Consider the following 18,987-nt stretch of genomic DNA (forward strand, 5'->3'; position numbering starts at 1 on the left):
GCGCGCCGCGGTCAGCCGAGCCCGTGGTAGCGCCCGCCCCAGCGCGCCATCGCGCGGCCGGGCCGGTCGGCCCCCACCTCGGGCAACCCCACCACGTCGGCGAAGAACACCGTGTGGTCGCCGACCTCCACCTTCTGGCGCACCGAACACTCCAGCGCGGCCAGCGCACCGTCGAGGACGATCGCTCCGGTGTGCTCCCCCCGGTGGTGCGGCTGGCCGGACACCAGGAGTCGCGCGCTCGGCCGCCCCTCGGCGGAGAACCGCCCCGCCAGGGCGCGCTGGTCGTCGGCGAGCACGCTCACCGCGAACGCGCCCACCCACTCGACGACCTCGGCGACGTAGCCCTGGCTGTCCGCGCTCAGCATCACGACCGGAGGATTCGCGGACACCGAGACGAAGGCGCTCACCGTCGCCCCGATGTCGTCGCGGCCGTCCGCGATGGTCACCACGCTCACCCCGGTCGGCAACAGCGCCATGGCCTCCAGGTAGGCGCCGCTCGCGACACTCAACGGATCTCCCACGTCCCCGGGATGCTCAGCGGACCGGCGGCGGGCAGGCCCAGCCGGGCGGCCAGGTGCTCCAACGGTCCCCATGCGCTCAGGACGGTCTGCGGCTCTGCGGAGGCCAGGTCCTCGCTGGACTCGTGCTGGCGGAGCCGGTCCAGCGGGTTCGGGCGCGGGAACACCCGCACCGGCAGCGCCCCGGCGCCCACCTTGTCCCGGGCCAGCCGGACGGCCGTCTCGACCCCGCCCAGTTCGTCGACCAGGCCGCGCTCCCGGGCGTCCGCCCCGGTCCAGACCCGCCCCCTGGCGACCTCGTGGATCTCGTCCCAGGTCCGTCCCCGGGCCGCGGCCACCTTGCCCACGAAGTCGTCGTAGATGGTGTCCAGGAGCTTGTTGAGCCGCTCCCACTCGGACTCGCTGAAGCCCTCGTCGGTGTCGAACATGCCCGCGTGCGCGCCCTGGCTCACCGAGTCCGAGGTGATCCCGTACCGCTCCTTGAGCGCGCCCAGGACCGGCTTGCCGGTGAGCACACCGATGGAGCCGGTGATGGTGCCGGGCTGGGCCACGATCGCGTCCGAGCCCAGGGCGACGTAGTAGCCGCCCGACGCGGCCAGGCCGCCCATCGTCGTGATGACCGGCTTGCCCGCCTCGCGGGTCAGCTGGCTCTCGCGCCGGATCAGGTCCGAGGCGATGGCCGAGCCGCCGCCGCTGTCCACCCGGAACACCACGGCCCTGACCCGGGGGTCCTTCCGGGCCGCGCGGAACGCGGCGCAGACGGTGTCCGAACCCATCACGGGGCCGCCGCCCAGCGGGGACCGGCGGCTCTTGCCCAGGTTGATGCCGCCGCTGGCGGAGACCAGGGCGATGTGGTCGCCCCCGCCCGCCAACCTCGGCCCGGACTGCTGTGTGTGCTTGCGGTGGTAGCGGGTGACGAACTGGAGCGCGGGCTCGGGGGAGCCCTCCCCCTTTTCGCGCACCTCCCGGTCGAGTTCGGCGTAGACCTCGTCCCGGTAGGCGAGCCGGTCGACCAGCCCGGCCTCCAGGGCTTCCCCGGCCAGGGTGGGGGCGGTGTCGACGAGTTCGCGGACCCGCTCCCGGGCGAGCCCGCGGGTCTCGGCGACCGCCTCCACGATCTGGTCGTTCAGGGACTCCACGATCCGGCCCATGGCCTCCCGGTGGGGGTCGGTGTAGCCGGTCTGGGTGTACGGGTTGATCGCGTTCTTGTACTCGTGGCGGGCCCCGACCTCGAACTTCACGTCGAGCTTGTCCAGGGCGCCCTTGAAGAAGGTGGAGCGCGACCTGAGGCCGCTCAGCGCCACCAGCCCGGTGGGGGACAGGGCCACGCGGGAGAAGGCGGTGGCCAGGTAGTAGGGCAGGTTTCCGTCCCCGGCCTCGCCGAAGGTGTCCGCCCAGGCCACCGCGGGCTTGCCGGCGGCCCGGAAGTCCGCGACCGTGTCGCGCAGCTCCTGCACCTGGGCCAGGCTCAGGGAACGGGAGTCCACCCGCACGAGGAGGGCGCTCACCCCCGGGTCGCGGGCCCCTCTGCGGATGCCCTCCAGCACGTCGAGGTAGTGCTGCTTGCGTCGGTTCATGAGCTGGCTGAGGGGATCGCCCGGCGACTCGTCGGCGACCCCCTCCGTCAGGTCCAGCTCCAGTACCAACGGTCCGCGGGAACGGGGGCCGAAACGGTTGAGGGACAAGGGCTCAGTGATCTTCGCGAGGTCCACCATGGACCCAGGGTAGTGCGGCTCCTTCCCCGGTGCGGCGGGTGCGCCGGGGGCGCTATGGTCGACTGTGCTCCGACCTGTCATACGCGTGGTCGGGCATCGTAGAGAAGGGCGGGACGTTCGATGGCGGGCACGACGGACGAGGTGCGGCACCGTGCGGGGGGCGGCCGGGTCGCCGCGGTCGCGGCGGCGGCCCTGTTGGCGCTGAGCGCCTGCTCCGCCGAATCGGCCGAGGAGATCGAGCTGGAACGCGGCGAGAGCGGAATGATGCCCTCGATCGACCCTCCCGGGCCGGAGGGCTTCGACAGTGCGGAGGTCGCGGGGGTGAAGGTCGACGTCCCCGAGGGCTGGGAGGTCCAGAACGAGGACGGCCAGCTGTGCATGACCCCACCCGGCCAGAGCGCCTGCGCCTACGGTTCGGTCCGACTGGTCCCCCACCAGGCGGAGAAGCACCCGCGGAACTGGCCCAAGAAGGATGACGCCTTCTACGCCGACGACGGCTGGGCGGACAACACCGACAGCTGCCGCAGCCTCAACACCGCCGCCTCGGGCAGCATCGGGGTCGACAGCGCCGCCCTGACCACGGACCGGGGCGCCGTCTTCGAGCACGCGGACGGCCTCAAGTCCCACCACTCGGTGTGGAGCGTCACCTGCGACAACGAGGACACCTTCGAGGTGCGCATGTGGTTCCTCCCGCAGAGCGACGTGCTGCTCTACGTCTGGTCCGCCGACGCTCAGTACAGTGCCCTCTACGACGAGATCGCGGCGTCGATGGACACCACCGCCTACCGCGCCGACTCCTGAGACCCGTCCGCCCTGCGCCTCCGCCGTCGCTTCGGCGCGCGTTCGGCGCCTCCGCGGGGTTCTCACCCGTCGCCCCCGCCCGACGCTCGTTCCCGGCGTTCCCTGCCAGCGGCTCGACCCCTCCCGCGCCGTGTGCGCCGCGCCCCGGACCCCCGGCGCCCGAACGGGAACTCCCGCCCGGCCGAATCCCCGACGGATTACCCGAACCGAGTGTCCCCACGGTGCTGTTAGGCCATAGGCTCGTAACCGGTCAAGCAGTCAACGGAACTTGATGGGGTGCATGCGCTGGTGACCACCATGGGAACGGCGGGACGGGTCGATCAGTACACACTGGACAACGGACTGCGTCTGGTGACGGCTCCGGCCTCCACCGGCCAGGTCGCCTCGGTCAACCTCTGGTACGGGGTCGGTTCCCGCCACGAGGTGCCCGGTCGCACCGGGTTCGCGCACCTGTTCGAGCATCTGATGTTCCAGGGCAGCGGCAACGTCACCAAGGGCGAGCACTTCGACGTGGTCGAGCGGCTGGGCGGCGACATCAACGCCTCCACCTCCACCGACCGGACCAACTACTTCGAGACGGTCCCCACGCACGCCCTGGACACCATCCTGTGGCTGGAGGCGGACCGCCTGGCCACCCTGCGCGAGGGCATGACCCAGGAGGTCCTGGACAACCAGCGCGACGTCGTCAAGAACGAGCGCCGCCAGCGTTACGACAACCAGCCCTACGGCACGGCCCTGGAGCGCATCCTGCGTCTGGCCTACCCCGAGGGCCACCCCTACCACCACCCCACGATCGGCTCCATGGCCGACCTGGACGCCGCCGACCTGGACTACGTCAAGTCCTTCCACAAGGCGCACTACGGCCCGGACAACTGCGTCCTGACCGTCGTCAGCGACCTGGAGTCCGAGGACGTCCTCGCCCGGGTGGAGAAGTACTTCGGCGGCATCCCCGCCCGGGACCTCGTTCCCGAGACCCCCGACCCCGCGCTGCACGCCGCGCTGGGCGGCCCGGTGCGCGACTCCGTCACCGAGACGGTTCCGGCGGCCGGGGTGTTCATCGGCTTCCGCGTCCCCGCCTACGGCGAGCGCGGGCACGACGTCGCCCAGCTGGCCGCCGCGGTCCTCGGCCAGGGTCAGGGCAGCCGCCTGTACCGCTCGCTGGTCGTGGACCGGCCCATCGCCGCCGACGACGGCGGCGGCTCCGCCGACCTCCTGCCGTTCCGCTACACCGACAGCCTGCTGCTGGTGAACATGCTCGCCCGCGAGGGCGTGGACGGGGACCTCCTGGAACAGGCCATCCGCGAGGAGGTCGCCAAACTCGCGGAGGGGGTCGCCGACGCCGAACTCGACCGGGCCCGCGCGGTTCTGGAGCGCGAGCACCTGCACTCCATCGCCAGCCCCTCCGGGCTGGCCGACGCCATCGGCAACTGCACCCAGCTGCTCGGCGACCCCGAGCTCGCCTACACCTGGCCGCGGCGCTGGGCGGACGTCACCTCCGAGGAGGTCCGGGCCGCGGCCGAGCGCCTGCTCGTCGACGACAACATGCTCGTCGTCCGCTTCGACCCCGAGCCCGAGACCGCCGCCGAGACGCTCAGCGCGCAGGCCGGGGCCGACGCCTCGGCCGACGCGCCGGCGTAACCGCTCCGTTCCCGTCAAGCCGCAGAAAGAGCCGCAGAGCATGCAGCAGACCCGCCCGGACCTCGGCGCCCCCGCCTCCTACACCTTTCCCAAGCCCCAGCGGATCAGCGTCGGCGGCGGCACGGTCGTCGCCATCGACGTCCCCGGCCAGCAGCTGGCCTCGCTCCGCCTCGTGCACCCCTTCGGCGGTGCCGTCGAGCCCCTCGAAGCCATGGGCGTCAGCGCCCTCACCAGTGAGGTCCTCGAGGACGGTCCCGACGGCCAGAGCTCGCTGGCCCCGGCGCTGGAGCGCCACGGCGCGGAGTGGATCTCACGCGTCAGCTGGGACGGTTTCATCACCGGCCTGGACGCGCCCACGAACCGCCTCGGAGAGGCCGTCCACCTGTTCGCTGACGCCGTGCGCCGGCCGGCCCTGAAGGCCGACGACATCGTGCGCCGCCGCGACCAGCTCCTGGAGCGCTTCTGGTTGGACGCCTCCTCGGCCTCCACCCTGGCCATGCGCAGCCTGGGCGGTCAGCTGTTCACCGGCCGCTACGCCACCCCCCTGGCCGGGGGGCCCGTCAAACTGGCCGACATCACCCCCGAGACGGTCGCCCGCTTCCACGCCGACTCGATCGCCTCGGTCGCCGGAACCCTCGTGGTCGTCGGTGACCTGGCCGGCGTCGACCTGGAGGAGCTGGGCAGGACCGTCTTCGGCGACGCCGCGCCCGCGCCGGAGCGTGCGACCACCGAGCCCGCGCCGCCGCCCGGTGAACTGCCCCGCGTGCTCATCGTGGACCGCCCCGGGTCGGTTCAGTCGGCCCTGGTCATCGCGCACCGCGCACCCTCGCGTTCGCAGGTGGACCTGCCGCGCGCCGAGGGCATCAGCGAGGTCCTCGGCGGGATGTTCACCTCCCGCCTCAACATGGAGCTGCGCGAGCGTCTGGGCTACACCTACGGTGCCGGGAGCCGTTTCGACCTGCGCCGTGACAGCGGGGTGTTCTTCATGTCCACCCAGGTCGAGGCCGGCACCACGGCCCACTCGGTCACCTCCTCCCTGGAGCAGGTGAACAAGCTGCGTGCCGGGGGCGTCACCGAGGACGAACTGTCCACGGTCCGCGAGTCCAACACCGTGGGTCTGCCGGTCAGCTACTCGACCGCTCGGAGCATGGCCGGGGCGCTCGTCGACATGGTGGTGCACGACCTGCCCGACGACCACGTGGACCGCACCCGTGCCGGGTACGAGAAGCTCACGGCCGAGGACATGAACAGCGCCGCCGTTGAGTACCTTCGACCGGAGGAAGCCGTCGTGGTCGTGGTCGGTGACGCCCGGAGCCTGCGCGGTCCGCTCACCGAGACCGGGGTGGGCCCGGTCGAGGTGCGGTCTCCGGAGTCCCTCTGGAGCTGATGTCCAGGGGTTTCGTGCACGCGCCGACGCACGTGCACGAAACCCGGCCCAGGTCAAGAATTGGCAAGGGAGACCCTCGTCATGGCATGTGTGGCCTTTCCTCGGACATAACGAAACCGAACCTATGTGTCAGCCATCCGGCAACCAGTGACTCGGCCTCCGCGCCGTGCTGGTATAACGAGTGATCCGTGCACCTACGTGGTGACAGCGACCGCAATGCTCCGCAGGAGGCCACCATGGCCGGTGAATGGACCCGTGGATAACCGTGTCCTCCCTAGACAACCCTCACACGCAGCGGCCACAGACGTCGCTCGACCCCGCGCGCCCAGAGACCTCCGTGGCTGAGTCGGAGGCCGATGGCCGACTGCTGAAGGGTCGCTATCAGCTCACCTCCGAGATCGCCCGCGGCGGTGTCGGAACGGTCTGGCGCGCCACCGACCTGGTCATCAAACGTGAGGTCGCGGTCAAGGAGCTCCGGCTGCCCTCGGAGCTGAGCCGTTCCGAACGCGAGTCGCTCGTCCAGCGCACCACCCGTGAGGCACGTGTCGCCGGACGACTCACCCACCCCAGCCTCGTCACCGTCCTGGACGTCGTCGACGAGGACGAGCGGCCGTGGATCGTCATGGAGTTGCTGGAAGCCTCCACCCTGGAGGAGATCATCCAGGTGGGCGGCCCGCTGCCCTACCAGCGGGTGGCCGAGATCGGGCTCCAGCTGATCGACGCGCTCAAGGTCGCGCACGGTGAGGGCATCGTCCACCGCGACGTCAAGCCGGACAACGTGATGATCAGCGAGGACGGACGGGTGGTGCTGACCGACTTCGGACTGGCCGCCTGGAACGGTGAGTCCGCCCTGAGCGCGTCCGGCCGCATCATCGGTTCGCCCGCCTACATTCCGCCGGAGCGGGCCAAGGCCGGCCCGGTCGGTCCGGAGTCCGACCTGTGGTCGCTGGGCGCCACCCTGTACGCGGCGGTCGAGGGCTACCCGCCCTACGACCGCAAGGGCTACATCAAGATCCTGCGCCAGGAACAGCTGGACGAGCCGAAGGAGGCCGCGAACGCGGGCCCGCTCGCCCCGGTGCTGGCCGGGATGCTCAGGGTCGAGCCCGGCGAACGGCTCACCGCGGAGAACGCCGCCAAGATGCTGAGGATCGCGGCCCTGGCCCCCTGGTCCCCGAAGCGCGACGGGAACACCTCCGAGGAGGGGGCCGCCGCCGGGGGCGAGGACACGGAGGCCGGGGACGACAGCGATCACGAGGAGCCGGAAACGGCGAGGGAGCACTTCCGCGCCGGCGCCCACGTGCTGGCCGAGTCCATCAGTGACCGGCTGCGGCACAGCCCGGAGGCGATGAACTCGATCATGCTGTCCATCCGCGAGTCCACGGAGACGCTGGGCCTGACCAAGTCGGGAAAGCACTCGGAGCGGAGCCACCTCACGGTGGCGGCCGGTGTCGGCCTGGGTGTGGTCGCCCTGCTGGCGCTGGTCGTGTGGGCCCTGTTCGGCCTGTAGCCCACAGGTCGGCCCGCCGGGCCGCCGGTCCATGGGCGAGGTCGGGCCCCGCCCTGCCGATCGCGTGGGTCGGCGTTTCGGACGGGGCCTCGGTCCGAGGACGCTCCCGGAGGTTCGTGAGTGGGGCCGGCGGGATTCGAACCCGCACTGTACAGCACCTAAAGCTGCCGTCTCCTGCCAGTTGGACTACGGCCCCGACGGGGCCACTCTACCGGGATCGGAGAGGGGACCGGTCGTCCGGCCCCGTGGTCGGGCGGACGACCGGCGGTCCGGGTCAGACGCCCAGTTCCCTCTTGATCCGGTCGACGTGGCCGGTCGCCTTCACGTTGTAGAAGGCCTTCTCGACCCTGCCGTCAGCGCCCACGATGATCGTGGAGCGGATGACGCCCTGGACGACGCGGCCGTAGTTCTTCTTCTCACCGAAGGCGCCGTAGGCGCGCAGGGTCTCCTTCCCGGGATCGCCGAGCAGGGTGAAGGTCAGGCTCTCCTTCTCCCGGAACCGGGCCAGCTTCTCGGGCTCGTCCGGGGAGACGCCCAGTACGGTGAACCCGGCGTCCGCGAACTCGGTGAGGTTGTCCCGGAAGTCGCAGGCCTGGGTGGTGCACCCGGGCGTCATGGCGGCCGGGTAGAAGTACAGGACGACGCTCCTGCCGGTGTCGGCCAGGACCTTGCTCAGGGCGACGGGCTGGCCGTCGGCGTCGCTGAGGGTGAAGTCGGGTGCCTGGTCGCCGGGCTCCAGACGGATGGTTTCGCTCACGTGCTGTCTTCCTGTTCTGCCTCTGGCGGTCCGGGCTCGCCGGACCGGGTCGTTCACCGTTCCTCCCGGAGGATGACCCGGTCTTCAGGCCGGGGAGGAATCAGGGACGTTAGCACCCTATGTGGCTTACTCATATGCTGTCCTCCTGTAAAATGGGGTGCATGCGGACGGCGTACAAGGTCCGGGTCTACCCGGACTCTGAGCAGGCGGCCCAGTTGGGCCGCACGTTCGGCTGTGTGCGCCTGGTCTGGAACAAGACCCTCGCTGAGCGCCACACGGCATACCACCAGCGCGGCGAGAAAACCTCGTACAAGCAGACCGACCATGCGCTGACCGAGTGGAAGCGCGGCGAAGACCTGGCGTTCCTGTCCGAGGTGTCCTCGGTCCCGCTCCAGCAGGCCCTGCGCCACCAGCACACCGCGTTCGGGAACTTCTTCGCCGGGCGCGCCAAGTACCCCCGGTTCAAGAGCAGGACCGCTCGCCAGGCGGCGCACTACACCCGCAGCGCGTTCCGCATCCGCAACGGGCAGGTGTTCCTGGCCAAGCAGACCCGGCCCTTGGAGGTGGCGTGGTCCTGGCCGCAGGTGGATCTCACGGCGCTGAACCCGACCATGGTGGTCCTCTCCCGTGAGCCGGACGGCCGCTATTACGCGACCTTCGCCGTGCAGACCCACGACCCGCAGCCCGCACCCGAGTGCAACTCTCAGGTGGGTGTGGACCTGGGGGTGAAGGACTTCGCCACCTTGTCCACGGGCGAGAAGATCGCCAACCCCCGGCATGTGGAACGCAAGGCGAAGAACCTGGCCCGGTACCAGCGGCGGATGGCCCGCAAGCAGCGCGGTTCCAACAACCGTCGCAAGGCCAAACGCAAGGTCGCGGCCGCGCACCGCAAGGTCCGCCACGCACGGCAAGACTTCCTGCACAAGACCACGACCCGTCTGGTGCGCGAGCACGACCTGGTCGCTGTCGAAGACCTCAACGTGTCCGGGATGACCCGCTCCTGCCGGGGTGCCGTCGACGCCCCCGGCAAGCAGGTCGCCCAGAAGTCCGGGCTGAACCGTTCGGTGTTGGACGCCGTCCTGGGCGAGTTCCGCCGCCAGCTGGAGTACAAGGCCCACCGGGCCAAACGCACCATCGCGGTGGTCGACCGGTGGTTCCCCAGCAGCAAGACCTGCTCGGACTGCGGGCACCTGCTCGCCAAGCTTTCCCTGGGCACGAGGCACTGGACGTGCCCGGCCTGCCGCACACGGCACGACCGTGATGTCAACGCGGCCAAGAACATCCTTGCGGCTGGTCGAGTCGCAGCCCGAGAACACTCGGGTGATGCCTGTGGAGCTGGTGTCAGTCGGCAAGGGTCCTCCCTTCCGCAGTCGGCAACGAAGCAGGAAACCGGGCCTGTGAGGGCCGGGCCTTAGGGCCCATACGCGCGCAAGCGCGTATCGGAATCCCCTCCCTTCGGGGAGAGGAGGAAGTCAAAGTACGAGATGTGCGCTCCGGCGGTGCCTGGCCGCTTCGTCGGTGCTGGTGGCCGTGGGCGGAGCTCTTCGGTTGCGATTGCGGTTCGGTTCATCCGCTTTGGGAGTGACCAGGAGTTCGATCACCTATTGTTGACCATGTGCTATAGGTTGGCCGTCCTCTGGGTCATGGCGTAGCGTGCGCGGGTCGCCCGGGACCCGACGGTGTGTCCGGCGGCCACCGACCGGGACACATCCGCTTCGCTTTGGGAGTAGTTCGCCACGATGCCTGGATTCACACTCGACGAGGTCAGGGCTCGTACGCTCAAGGAACGAGACTCCTGGCTGACGGTCTACCTCGTAGACCCGATCGCGGTCCGGATCGTGCGTCAGATCGCGAACCGGACACCGATCACCCCCAACCAACTGACGGTGGCCGCCCTCTTCCTGGGCCTGGGCGCCGCCGTGTGCTTCGCGTTCGGCTACTGGCAGCTGCTCCTCATCGGTGCCGCGCTGTACTACCTGTGCTTCCTCGTGGACTGTACGGACGGCAAGCTCGCCCGGCTCACCGGTTCGGAGTCGCTGTTCGGTTCCTGGATGGACTACGTCTCGGACCGCTTCCGGGTCCTGGTGTGCGTGGTCGCCCTCATGGGCGGCCAGTACCGGGAGACCGGGCACGTGGCGTTCCTCTGGCTGGCGCTGGCCGTGGTCTTCCTGGACATGCTGCGTTATCTGAACGCACTCCAGGTGTACAAGGTGCGCCGTGAGATGCGCTCGCACCTGGCGGCCGCACTGGAGCGGGCGCGCGCGACCCTGTCCATGCTCGAACCCGAGGGCGACGCCACCGGCCGCGCGACCGGCCGCGGTGGCCGGACGATGAGTGACGGCGGCGAGCAGGCGGTGCTGCGACACGGCATCGGTGTGTTGGAGCAGATCCTGCGCAGCCAGAACGAGCGGGAGGCCCGCAACCAGCGCACCGCGGGCAAACAGCCGGACCTGACACTGCCCAAGGTCGACCTGCACCAGGAGTTCCGGACGCGTTTCCCCTGGTACCAGCGTTTCTGGGGGTCCCTCAACGACCGGCGGGTGCGCACCCACCTGGTGGGCGGGATCGAGTTCCAGCTGGCGGTCTTCGTGCTCTCCCCCGTCGCCGCGGCCCTCTTCGGTCCGCCGGCAATCGGGTGGATCACGGCTTTTGCGGGCGTTTTGCTGCTCGCCTTCGAGATCGCCATCATCTATAAACTGTGGTTGTCCACACGGGACTTCTTCCGTGTGGTCGACGGAATCGACGGCGCGCTGAGATTCTCTGGTCCGTCCGACGGCGCGGAGGAGCAGGGCCGGGACACCGGCTCGGACACGGGCTCTCAGACAACCGTGCCCTAGGGCAGAAAGGCACCCCTATGACGGGAAGCGACACCGAACCGCGCCAGACCGCAGCCGAGGTCCAGGCCGAGATCGACCGCGAGCAGCGGCAGCTTGCCGAGACCCTGAGCGAGCTCGGCGAACAGGCCCGCCCGGCGAACATCGCCCGGCGCCAGCTCACGAAGGCGAAGGACCGGGGCACCCGGATCTTCGACGAGGCCCGGGCGCTCGTCCTCGGCGGCGGCGCGGTGCGGGTGGAGAGCCACCTGGTGGAGCCCGAGGAGGGCAGCATCGTCCTCAAGGGCGATGACAAGGTGGTCACGACCTACCAGTCACGCGGCCAGTTGCCCCCCGAGGCGATGATCCTCGCGGCCGGTGTCGGGACGGTCATCGCGGTCGGCGTCGTCGCCTGGGCGGTCCGCCGCAGGCGGAAGTAGCCACAGGAGCAGCCCTGACAGGACCGAACGGGGGCCCGCGCGTACGTCGCGCGGGCCCCCGTCCCGTGGGTGGGGGTGCGGGCTCAGAGGAAGGTCCGGCCCTCACCCCGGTAGGTGGGGACGGCCCCCTCATAGGTCCCGGTGTCGGAGTCGACCAGGTGCAGGGTGTCGAAGCGTTCGCACAGCTCCCCGGCCTTGGCGTGGCGCATCCACACCCGGTCCCCGACGGACAGCCCCCGTGCGGCCTCGCCGATCAGCGGTGTCTGGACTTCGCCCGCACCCTCGTTGGCGCTGTAGGCCAGGCCCTCGGGCAGGTGGGGGATCGGCGGGCGGTGCGCGTCGACGGGTCCGGAGGCCGGATAACCGCCGCCCAGGACGGTGGCCACGTCGGGCGCGGGACGGCGGACCACGGGCAGTGCGAACAGGGCCGCGGGGCGGCCGCGGAAGGAGCTGTAGTGGTCGAACAGGTGGGGCTGGTAGAGCCCGGATCCGGCGGCCAGTTCGGTCACGGCCCGCTCGCGTCCGGTGGTGTGCAGGCTGCCGGTGCCGCCCCCGTTGACGAAACGCAGGTCGGCGACCTCGCGGACGGCGCGGGTGATCGCGGCCCGGCGCCTGGCCAGCTCCAGGGCTGAGCGGCGCTGGATGCCGCGCAGCAGTCGTCCGTAGAGCGGCCTGCCGGGGGGAGCGTCGCCCACCCCGGCGATCTGGCCCTCGTAGGCCATGATCCCGTCCAGCTCCAGCTCTGGTCTGTGCACGACGGCGCGGGCCAGGGAGGCCGCCTGGGCCGGGGTGCGGACGGGGGAGCGGTAGGAGCCGATCCGGGTACCCGGACCCAGGGGCTGCCAGCTGGTGTCGATGTCCAGGCACACCCGGACGGGCGGGGCGTCCGGCCCTCGCTCGGCTTCGGCCACGGCCGCGCTGATGAGTTCGAGGTGGGCGGGGGAGTCGACCATCAGGGTGATGGTGCGCGCGGCGTCGGGGTCGCGGACGAGTTCGGCGAGGGCGGGACGGTCCGCGGTGGGGTAGGCGACGAGGATGTCGTCGCTGAGCGGTTCCCGGTCCCCGGTGGCCAGCCAGAGGGCCTCGGGCAGGGTGAAGGCCATGATCCCCGCGTAGCCGGGCATCGCGAGCACTGTGCGCAGCAGCTCCCGGGAGCGCACGGATTTGCTGGCGACGCGGACGGGGCGGCCGTGGGCGCGGCGGGTGAGGCCGGCCGCGTTGGCGCGGAAGGCGGCCAGGTCGACCATGGCGAAGGGGGCCTGGATTTCGCGCGTCGCGGCCTCGTACTTCTCACGCAGGCTAGTCATGCCTTCGAGGATGCCAGAACATGAATGTCTTTCATATTGTCCGAAGGGACCGATTTTGCTGCCTCTGCGGAAACCGCAGGTGGCCCGGGACGCCCCGGGGGCGTCCTCTGGGGTTCCGGGGGCTCGATATCCTGGGGCGTCACGGCTGATCGGCCGGTCGACCCCGGGAGTGGTGCCACACATGAGCGAACGCGAGTACGTCCTGACCCTTTCCTGCCCCGACAGCCGGGGCATCGTGGCGGCTGTCGCCAACCTGTTGGCCGACCACGGGTGCAACATCACCGAGAGCCAGCAGTACGGCGACCACTACACCGGACGCTTCTTCCTGCGGATGCAGTTCGTGGCAGAGGCCGGGCACGCCGGGGTGGTCGGCGAGGACGTTCTGCGCGGCGCCTTCGCCGCGCTGGCCGGGGACTTCGGCGGCCCCGGCGAGTCGTTCGTCGAGTGGACCCTGCAGGCCTCGAACGTGCGTCCGCGCATGATCGTGATGGTCTCCAGGTTCGGACACTGCCTCAACGACCTCCTCTACCGCCAGCGCAGCGGCCTCCTCGACATCGACATCGCCGCGGTGGTCTCCAACCACCCCGACCTGGAGTTCCTCGCCGACTCCTACGGTGTGGACTTCCACCACCTGCCGGTCACCCCGGAGTCCAAGGAGGCTCAGGAGGAGCGGATCCTGGAGCTCGTCGACTCCTACGACGTCGACCTGGTGGTGCTGGCCCGCTACATGCAGGTGCTCTCCGAGCAGCTGTGCACCAAGATGTCCGGACGCATCATCAACATCCATCACTCCTTCCTGCCGAGCTTCAAGGGTGCCCGCCCCTACCACCAGGCGCACTCGCGCGGCGTGAAACTGATCGGGGCCACCGCCCACTACGTCACGGCCGACCTGGACGAGGGCCCGATCATCGAGCAGGAGGTCTCCCGGGTCGACCACACGCACAGTCCTGACCAGCTCACCGCCATCGGCCGCGACCTGGAGTCGGTGGCTCTGGCGCGGGCGGTGAACTGGCACGCCCAGCGTCGGGTGCTGCTCAACGGGGACAAGACGGTCATCTTCGGCTAGTCGATGCGCCGCCGCGCGGCTGGTGCGGTCGGCCCTCGGGCCGACGACGCGGCCGGGACAACTTGATTTTCGGACGGCCAGGGGTACCTACGGGTGCTCCTGGTTTTTTCTTGCTCAGTCGGGGTTCCGGGTGTGGTTTTGGGGCAGGTCTGGTAAGACCATGACCCTTCCGACCAGCATTTCGTCGCTTCGAGTGCCTTGTTGGCTACATAGAGTGCGTATATGGTGTGATGAGGTCGAAACCTCTCCGGTTACCCCGTCCCGGGGTGGCTTCGGGTTTCGGTCCACAACCCTGAGTCGAAGCGGCTCTGAGTAGGGGGCACAAATGGGCAAGCATTTCGATGACGCCGTGGGCAAGGGCAAGGAATCCGTCGGCAAGGCTGTCGGAGACCGCGGCACCGAGTTCGAGGGCAAGACCGACCAGGCCAAGTCCGGGGCCAAGGACGCCGCGGACAAGGCCAAGGGCAAGGCCGAGGAGTTCAAGGACCAGGCCGAGGACAAGATCAAGGGCGTCTTCAAGAAGAAGTAGACGCGTCCAGGACGGTTTGCACACTGCGTAGGGGGACCAGTGTCGGACATCAAGACCGAATCAGCGGTGCCGAGCGCCCGTGAGTCCGGCGGCAAGCGTGAGGCCGCCGGTAGGAACGACCAGGGAAGCACCCACATCGCCGACGGCGTCGTCGCCAAGATCTCCGGTATGGCGGCCCGGGAGATCGGCGGCGTCTACGCCATGGGGGGCGGGACCGCACGCATGGTCGGTGCGGTACGTGACGCCGTGAGCCGGGGCGGCTCCTCCGGTTCGGTGGCACAGGGCGTCGCCGTCGAGGTCGGGGAACGGCAGGCCGCCGTCGACATCGACCTCGTCGTTGAATACGGCGCCGCCATCCAGGACCTCGCCGCCGCCGTGCGCCGCAACGTCACGTCCGCGGTCGAGCGGATGACGGGCCTCGAAGTCACCGAGATCAACATCAAGGTGGACGACATCCACCTGCCCGGGGACGACGAGGACGCCGAAGACGGCGACTCCGAGCCCAGGGTCCGTTAGTCGTGGCCGGCGGCGACACACCGGGTGAGACCGCACGCGCCATCGCGGAGTCGACCGCGGGCTTTCCCGACGTGGTCGAACTGTCCTCCGGTTCCTTCGGCACCCTGAGCACGGCTGTGCCGGGGGGCCGGATCCGGGGGGTGGCGGTACGCGACGGCCACGTCGAGATCGGCGTGGTGGTCCGCTACGGGCGGCCGCTGCCGGAGATCTCGGCGGAGATCCGACGGGGCCTGGCCCCGCTGGCCGGCGGCCGCGCCGTCCACATCTCGGTGGAGGACGTGGTCGCCGGTCTCGGTGACGGTGCACGCGCGGCCAGCTGAACAAGACCTACAAACAGGGCGTGCTGATTAGAGGGGGTAGCCATGTGGCCCATCGTTGGACTGTCCTACGGGACGGTGCTCGGGCTCGCGGCGGCGTTCGGCGGGTTCCCCGCCTTCGCGCTGGTCCTGGTCCTCGGCCTCGTCGGGTTCGTCGCGGGCCGGGCGATGGAGGGCGAGATCGATCTCGCCGAGATGTTCACACGGCGTTCGGCGTAGACGGGGGTGAGGTCGTGGTCGGGGTTCGAAGCGGTACGGTCCCCCGCCAGCGGGATGCTGCGCCCGCGGGGGACCAGGAGGGCGGCAGGCACGTCCGCCCCCGGGACCCCGGAGGCCGCACGGACATACCCGGGGACGTCATCGAGAAGGCGGCCGCCAAGGCTGTCGGCGAGGTCTCCGGGGCGCGGGCCGCACGTTCGAGGGCGGCTCGCGCCCGGATCAGCGGGGAGGTGGTCCTGCTGCGGTTGCGTATCGAGGTGAGCTACCCGCGGCCGGCGCTCCAGGTCGCCCGAGCGGTACGGGAACACGTCAAGGGCCGGATCGAGTGGATCACCGGAAAGCAGGTCCACCACATCGACATCGAGATCGCGGAGTTGGTGCGCTGACATGACCACCGTGGAAGAGGTGCTCGGTCGACCGAGCCAGGGGACGGACCGCCGCGCCAGGCGGGTCGCCGTGCACACGTTCCGTCCGCGCAGGTCCTGGCCGGCGGTGCTCACCGGTCTCGTGATCCTCGTGGTCGCCGTGGTCGCCGCGGCCGAGGTCATCGCCGCCCTCGCGGGGAACCCGCTGCGACTGATCCCCGTGGGTGCGGCGACCGACTACGCGGGGACCACCACCTGGTCGGAACCGTCCGTGCAGATCGCCTCGGCGGTCCTGGCCCTGATCGGGCTGGCTCTGATCGTGGTGGCGCTGGCGCCCGGCCGGGGCCGGTGGACCGCCCTGCGCACCGACGACCCGGCGCTGGTCGTCGGTCTGACCCGGCCCGCGCTGCGCCGCGCGGTATCCGCCGCGGCCCAGGACGTGAGCGGTGTCGACGGGGTCCAGGTGGCGGTGCGCGGCAACAGGTTGAAGGTCCACGTACGTACCGGCATGCGCGATTCGCGCGAACTGCCCGGCGAGGTGACCTCGGCGGTGGAGCGCCGACTGGAGGAGCTGGCCCCGCTGCGCAGCATGCGGATCGCCACGCACGTTCGATACGCGGAGGGTTGACGATGGCGCGCGACAGGAGTCGGAGGTCGGCCCGGGGCAACCGCCTGGGCCTGGTCATCGTGGGGTCGGTGCTTCTGGCGGCGGGCCTGGCCGCACTGGCGGTGGGGCAGGGGCTCCTCGGCGGCGACCTGGCGTCCGCGCCGCTGATCGGCGATCGCCTCAACGAGCTGCTCGCGCAGCAGTGGGTTCCGTACGCGGTGGTGGCGGTCGCCTTCGTGGCGGGTTTCCTCGCCCTGCGGTGGTTGATGGTGCAGGGCATGAACGACACGGTGGGCCGCCTCTTCCTGGAGCGCGACGACACGGGCAACGTGGAGATGTCCGAGAGCGTGGCCCGCGGGGCACTGGAACAGGAGGTCGCCGACTACCCCGGGGTCCGCAGGGCCCGGGCGCGGCTGACCGAGTCCAGCGACGAACCGCACCTGCGCCTGGCGCTCACCCTTGAGGACGACGCGGACGTGGCGCACGTCTGGAAGAGGGTGCGTTCGGAGGCGCTCACCAACCTGCGCGGCTCCCTCGGACTGGACCAGGTGCCCGCGGTCATCCGGATGTCGATGACCGCCCCCGCCAAGAACCCCAGGCGCAGTCTGGCCTGAGGGGCCGGGAATCCCACGAACACGCGAAGGGTCGACGCACGGAGTGCGCCGACCCTTCTTCGCGTGAGCTACGACTGCCCTGGCCGGTGTGTACCGTGCGACCACGTGCCGAGCCATCCTGAAGGAAGCACAATGAACACAGGATGCTCTTGATGGTATGACTCAGACGCTGTCCTCCCGAGAGTTCCGCGCCCACCTCTCCGAAGCGATCGACCGGGCCAAGTCGGGTGAGGCCACCGTGGTCACCCGCAACGGCAGGGCGGCCGGGGCCTTCGTTCCGATGGAGGTCCTGGAGCAGGCCAGAGCGCGGGAGGAGGAGCTGCGCAGGCTCATCGAGGAGAGTCGGGATTCCCCCACGGTCCCGCTCGCCGACGTCATGGCCGAGACCTTGGCGCGTGACGAGTAAGTACACCACCGTGTTCAAGGCCGAAGCCCGGTTGGAACTCCGCAAGGTGCCGCGGGAACGGGCCACGGCCATTCTGCGCAGACTCGCTGAGTTGGAGACCGGCCCGTTCGCGTTCGGCGCCGCCGCCCTGGTCGGAGCGCCCGGGCGCCGGCGCCTGAGAGTCGGGGACTACCGGGTGGTCTACACGGTCGACAACGGTCAGCTGATCATTGTCGTGGTGCAGGTCGGGCGCCGGTCGACGATCTACGACTGACCGATCGCGCACGGGGCCGTCCCGGACCCTGGGAGCCGGGGCGGCCCCGTGCGGTGTCGGGGATCGTCCTCTGCGGCTCCGGGTACGCGGAGGGTTCCAAGGTCTTCTCCGGCTCGCTGGGGCCACCTGGTAGCAGCTCCGGTCAACCGGTTCCGGCCCCGACGGGGATCAGCGCGCTGAGGCCGGGACGCACGCCTTCCCCAACGAGGTCAACGCGCCGCTCCACCCCGCGCCGACACGTCGGCCCGGTGGGTCGGTACGGAAAAGGGGCGAGTCTGGTGGCGAGCTGAGCTCAAGCCACCAGACCCGGGGTGACGACCAGCATGGGCGAGCGGGTGGGAGGCTCAAGCCCGGTCACTGGCCGTGCGTCCGGTACAACCCCGAATGTCCTCCGAGCATTCCCGCCCGGAGGCACCCGATTCGGCCGAAGGGCCAAGGGGATGACGGTGCCGGTCGGGTTCGCGGCGTGCTCCACGGCGAGCTCCGCCGAGCTCGGGGCCGGTGTTCGCCCCGAGCCTCTTCGGTAAGAACAGGTTCTCTGTCTGTGGCTCGCCTCGAAAGCCGGTGTCCAGTTGTGGACAGCCTTTTAATAAAGGGAATGTTTCCAGGTCAGCGATCTGGCGGCGATTGGGGAAAACAATTTCTGTGACGTGTTTCGGTAAAATGGCGGTGTGGCTGACGAACGTTGCCTGCACGAGCTCCTCCCCGACCAGTGCGGCCTGTGCAAGCCGGTTCCGAGCGGTCTGGCGGCACGTGTGGTCATCACGGCCGGCGGCTCGGTCTTCCATCGGGACACGAGCTGTGAAGCGCTGGTGGAGGGCCGGAACAAGGCCTTCCGGCTGGGGCTGGAGCTACACGACCCCGTCACCGTCCCCATCGACCGGATCGTGCACGACAGGCCGCCCTGTATCCACTGCTTTCCGGACTACGCGCCCCCCGGAACCAGGCTGTGCTGGGTCATGGACGACGGAACGTGGAACAGGGGCCTCCTCAAACGCTGGACGGTCCGCGGAGCCGACGGACTGTGGCGGGCCGAGGTCGACTACGTCGTCGACCGGGTTCCGCGCGAGGCGGTCCTCGACCAGCGGCGCCTGCGTCCCAGGGAGCCGGGGGAGCAGCGGCCGCGGCCCACCGTCGGAACGCGCTGAGGGCCCGTGGGCTGCGGAGACCGGGATCGCGAGGCCCGGCGGGAGGAGCGGACGGGGCCGCCCC

General features: G+C 70.3%; 22 protein-coding genes and 1 tRNA gene. 18 read left to right on the top strand and 5 right to left on the bottom strand.

From position 1 onward, the window contains the following. Positions 1 to 11: 11 nt before the first annotated feature. Together IE195_RS22085 and IE195_RS22090 are read right to left on the bottom strand one after the other, a co-directional pair. Positions 12 to 476 (bottom strand): flavin reductase family protein, encoded by a 465-nt coding sequence (locus IE195_RS22085; RefSeq protein ID WP_191275224.1) that lies wholly within the window; start codon positions 474 to 476, stop codon positions 12 to 14. Between the two features lie 29 nt (positions 477 to 505). Next, positions 506 to 2,233: a S49 family peptidase gene (locus tag IE195_RS22090; RefSeq protein ID WP_191274777.1), complete on the bottom strand. Its 1,728-nt coding sequence runs from the start codon at positions 2,231 to 2,233 to the stop codon at positions 506 to 508. Between the two features lie 120 nt (positions 2,234 to 2,353). On the opposite strand from IE195_RS22090, the gene IE195_RS22095 reads away from it, so the two are divergent. From IE195_RS22095 to IE195_RS22110, 4 genes are all read left to right on the top strand, one after another. After that, positions 2,354 to 3,034 carry a hypothetical protein gene (locus IE195_RS22095; protein ID WP_191274779.1) on the top strand — a complete coding sequence of 227 codons (681 nt, stop codon included), beginning with the start codon at positions 2,354 to 2,356 and terminating at the stop codon, positions 3,032 to 3,034. A 297-nt stretch (positions 3,035 to 3,331) separates the two neighbouring features. After that, a complete protein-coding gene (locus IE195_RS22100; protein ID WP_191275225.1) occupies positions 3,332 to 4,672 on the top strand; it encodes a M16 family metallopeptidase in 1,341 nt (446 codons plus the stop codon). A gap of 40 nt (positions 4,673 to 4,712) precedes the next feature. Then, on the top strand, positions 4,713 to 6,059 hold the full coding sequence (locus IE195_RS22105; RefSeq protein ID WP_191274781.1) for a M16 family metallopeptidase: 1,347 nt from the start codon (positions 4,713 to 4,715) through the stop codon (positions 6,057 to 6,059). Positions 6,060 to 6,306: 247 nt separating this feature from the next. After that, entirely contained in the window at positions 6,307 to 7,566 is a 1,260-nt protein-coding gene (locus tag IE195_RS22110) for a serine/threonine-protein kinase (RefSeq protein WP_191274783.1), read from the top strand. A gap of 121 nt (positions 7,567 to 7,687) precedes the next feature. Here IE195_RS22110 and IE195_RS22115 read toward each other — a convergent pair. Both IE195_RS22115 and bcp read right to left on the bottom strand, forming a co-directional pair. Next, a tRNA-Leu gene (locus IE195_RS22115) sits at positions 7,688 to 7,762 on the bottom strand. 78 nt (positions 7,763 to 7,840) lie between these two features. Further along, entirely contained in the window at positions 7,841 to 8,323 is a 483-nt protein-coding gene (gene bcp / locus IE195_RS22120; protein WP_191274785.1) for a thioredoxin-dependent thiol peroxidase, read from the bottom strand. 161 nt (positions 8,324 to 8,484) lie between these two features. Here bcp and IE195_RS22125 point away from each other — a divergent pair, with 161 nt between their 5' ends. The 3 genes from IE195_RS22125 (at position 8,485) to IE195_RS22135 (ending at position 11,576) form a co-directional block, all read left to right on the top strand. Then, on the top strand, positions 8,485 to 9,738 hold the full coding sequence (locus tag IE195_RS22125) for an RNA-guided endonuclease InsQ/TnpB family protein (protein ID WP_191274787.1): 1,254 nt from the start codon (positions 8,485 to 8,487) through the stop codon (positions 9,736 to 9,738). Positions 9,739 to 10,062: 324 nt separating this feature from the next. Continuing rightward, positions 10,063 to 11,160, top strand: a complete 1,098-nt coding sequence (locus IE195_RS22130; RefSeq protein ID WP_191274789.1) for a CDP-alcohol phosphatidyltransferase family protein — start codon at positions 10,063 to 10,065, stop codon at positions 11,158 to 11,160. Positions 11,161 to 11,177: 17 nt separating this feature from the next. Beyond that, positions 11,178 to 11,576 (top strand): DUF3618 domain-containing protein, encoded by a 399-nt coding sequence (locus tag IE195_RS22135; protein WP_191274791.1) that lies wholly within the window; start codon positions 11,178 to 11,180, stop codon positions 11,574 to 11,576. A gap of 83 nt (positions 11,577 to 11,659) precedes the next feature. Here IE195_RS22135 and IE195_RS22140 read toward each other — a convergent pair whose 3' ends face one another. Beyond that, positions 11,660 to 12,883, bottom strand: a complete 1,224-nt coding sequence (locus tag IE195_RS22140) for an amino acid deaminase/aldolase (protein ID WP_191274794.1) — start codon at positions 12,881 to 12,883, stop codon at positions 11,660 to 11,662. 181 nt (positions 12,884 to 13,064) lie between these two features. Here IE195_RS22140 and purU point away from each other — a divergent pair, with 181 nt between their 5' ends. The 11 genes from purU (at position 13,065) to IE195_RS22195 (ending at position 18,923) form a co-directional block, all read left to right on the top strand. Continuing rightward, positions 13,065 to 13,949 (top strand): formyltetrahydrofolate deformylase, encoded by an 885-nt coding sequence (purU, locus tag IE195_RS22145; RefSeq protein ID WP_191274796.1) that lies wholly within the window; start codon positions 13,065 to 13,067, stop codon positions 13,947 to 13,949. 325 nt (positions 13,950 to 14,274) lie between these two features. Further along, positions 14,275 to 14,478: a CsbD family protein gene (locus tag IE195_RS22150; protein WP_191274798.1), complete on the top strand. Its 204-nt coding sequence runs from the start codon at positions 14,275 to 14,277 to the stop codon at positions 14,476 to 14,478. A gap of 39 nt (positions 14,479 to 14,517) precedes the next feature. Further along, positions 14,518 to 14,994 (top strand): Asp23/Gls24 family envelope stress response protein, encoded by a 477-nt coding sequence (locus tag IE195_RS22155; RefSeq protein ID WP_191274800.1) that lies wholly within the window; start codon positions 14,518 to 14,520, stop codon positions 14,992 to 14,994. A 2-nt stretch (positions 14,995 to 14,996) separates the two neighbouring features. Further along, positions 14,997 to 15,314, top strand: coding sequence for an Asp23/Gls24 family envelope stress response protein (locus IE195_RS22160; protein WP_191274803.1), 318 nt, complete (start codon positions 14,997 to 14,999; stop codon positions 15,312 to 15,314). A 42-nt stretch (positions 15,315 to 15,356) separates the two neighbouring features. Then, on the top strand, positions 15,357 to 15,530 hold the full coding sequence (locus IE195_RS22165) for a hypothetical protein (RefSeq protein WP_017546417.1): 174 nt from the start codon (positions 15,357 to 15,359) through the stop codon (positions 15,528 to 15,530). 14 nt (positions 15,531 to 15,544) lie between these two features. Further along, on the top strand, positions 15,545 to 15,916 hold the full coding sequence (locus IE195_RS22170) for an Asp23/Gls24 family envelope stress response protein (protein WP_191274805.1): 372 nt from the start codon (positions 15,545 to 15,547) through the stop codon (positions 15,914 to 15,916). A 1-nt stretch (position 15,917) separates the two neighbouring features. Beyond that, a complete protein-coding gene (locus IE195_RS22175) occupies positions 15,918 to 16,523 on the top strand; it encodes a DUF6286 domain-containing protein (protein WP_191274807.1) in 606 nt (201 codons plus the stop codon). Positions 16,524 to 16,525: 2 nt separating this feature from the next. After that, positions 16,526 to 17,116, top strand: a complete 591-nt coding sequence (gene amaP / locus IE195_RS22180) for an alkaline shock response membrane anchor protein AmaP (RefSeq protein WP_191274809.1) — start codon at positions 16,526 to 16,528, stop codon at positions 17,114 to 17,116. A gap of 157 nt (positions 17,117 to 17,273) precedes the next feature. Further along, positions 17,274 to 17,522: a type II toxin-antitoxin system Phd/YefM family antitoxin gene (locus IE195_RS22185; protein WP_191274811.1), complete on the top strand. Its 249-nt coding sequence runs from the start codon at positions 17,274 to 17,276 to the stop codon at positions 17,520 to 17,522. Beyond that, positions 17,512 to 17,775 carry a type II toxin-antitoxin system RelE family toxin gene (locus tag IE195_RS22190; RefSeq protein ID WP_229826387.1) on the top strand — a complete coding sequence of 88 codons (264 nt, stop codon included), beginning with the start codon at positions 17,512 to 17,514 and terminating at the stop codon, positions 17,773 to 17,775. Before IE195_RS22185 ends, IE195_RS22190 begins: the two co-directional genes overlap by 11 nt. A gap of 671 nt (positions 17,776 to 18,446) precedes the next feature. Next, positions 18,447 to 18,923, top strand: a complete 477-nt coding sequence (locus IE195_RS22195) for a hypothetical protein (protein ID WP_191274813.1) — start codon at positions 18,447 to 18,449, stop codon at positions 18,921 to 18,923. Positions 18,924 to 18,987: the final 64 nt, after the last annotated feature.

It is taken from the genome of Nocardiopsis terrae (assembly GCF_014651695.1).
Lineage (GTDB): Bacteria > Actinomycetota > Actinomycetes > Streptosporangiales > Streptosporangiaceae > Nocardiopsis > Nocardiopsis terrae.

What these genes read in the sequence shown, in the direction of transcription:
- IE195_RS22165 (WP_017546417.1), top strand. Translation starts at nt 15,357, where the DNA reads ATGTGGCCCATCGTTGGACTGTCCTACGGGACGGTGCTCGGGCTCGCG.
- IE195_RS22150 (WP_191274798.1), top strand. Translation starts at nt 14,275, where the DNA reads ATGGGCAAGCATTTCGATGACGCCGTGGGCAAGGGCAAGGAATCCGTC.
- IE195_RS22085 (WP_191275224.1), bottom strand. Translation starts at nt 476, where the DNA reads ATGGCGCTGTTGCCGACCGGGGTGAGCGTGGTGACCATCGCGGACGGC.
- IE195_RS22175 (WP_191274807.1), top strand. Translation starts at nt 15,918, where the DNA reads ATGACCACCGTGGAAGAGGTGCTCGGTCGACCGAGCCAGGGGACGGAC.
- IE195_RS22100 (WP_191275225.1), top strand. Translation starts at nt 3,332, where the DNA reads ATGGGAACGGCGGGACGGGTCGATCAGTACACACTGGACAACGGACTG.
- IE195_RS22125 (WP_191274787.1), top strand. Translation starts at nt 8,485, where the DNA reads ATGCGGACGGCGTACAAGGTCCGGGTCTACCCGGACTCTGAGCAGGCG.
- amaP (WP_191274809.1), top strand. Translation starts at nt 16,526, where the DNA reads ATGGCGCGCGACAGGAGTCGGAGGTCGGCCCGGGGCAACCGCCTGGGC.
- IE195_RS22135 (WP_191274791.1), top strand. Translation starts at nt 11,178, where the DNA reads ATGACGGGAAGCGACACCGAACCGCGCCAGACCGCAGCCGAGGTCCAG.
- IE195_RS22185 (WP_191274811.1), top strand. Translation starts at nt 17,274, where the DNA reads ATGACTCAGACGCTGTCCTCCCGAGAGTTCCGCGCCCACCTCTCCGAA.
- IE195_RS22095 (WP_191274779.1), top strand. Translation starts at nt 2,354, where the DNA reads ATGGCGGGCACGACGGACGAGGTGCGGCACCGTGCGGGGGGCGGCCGG.
- IE195_RS22130 (WP_191274789.1), top strand. Translation starts at nt 10,063, where the DNA reads ATGCCTGGATTCACACTCGACGAGGTCAGGGCTCGTACGCTCAAGGAA.
- IE195_RS22140 (WP_191274794.1), bottom strand. Translation starts at nt 12,883, where the DNA reads ATGACTAGCCTGCGTGAGAAGTACGAGGCCGCGACGCGCGAAATCCAG.
- IE195_RS22110 (WP_191274783.1), top strand. Translation starts at nt 6,307, where the DNA reads ATGGACCCGTGGATAACCGTGTCCTCCCTAGACAACCCTCACACGCAG.
- IE195_RS22105 (WP_191274781.1), top strand. Translation starts at nt 4,713, where the DNA reads ATGCAGCAGACCCGCCCGGACCTCGGCGCCCCCGCCTCCTACACCTTT.
- IE195_RS22090 (WP_191274777.1), bottom strand. Translation starts at nt 2,233, where the DNA reads ATGGTGGACCTCGCGAAGATCACTGAGCCCTTGTCCCTCAACCGTTTC.
- purU (WP_191274796.1), top strand. Translation starts at nt 13,065, where the DNA reads ATGAGCGAACGCGAGTACGTCCTGACCCTTTCCTGCCCCGACAGCCGG.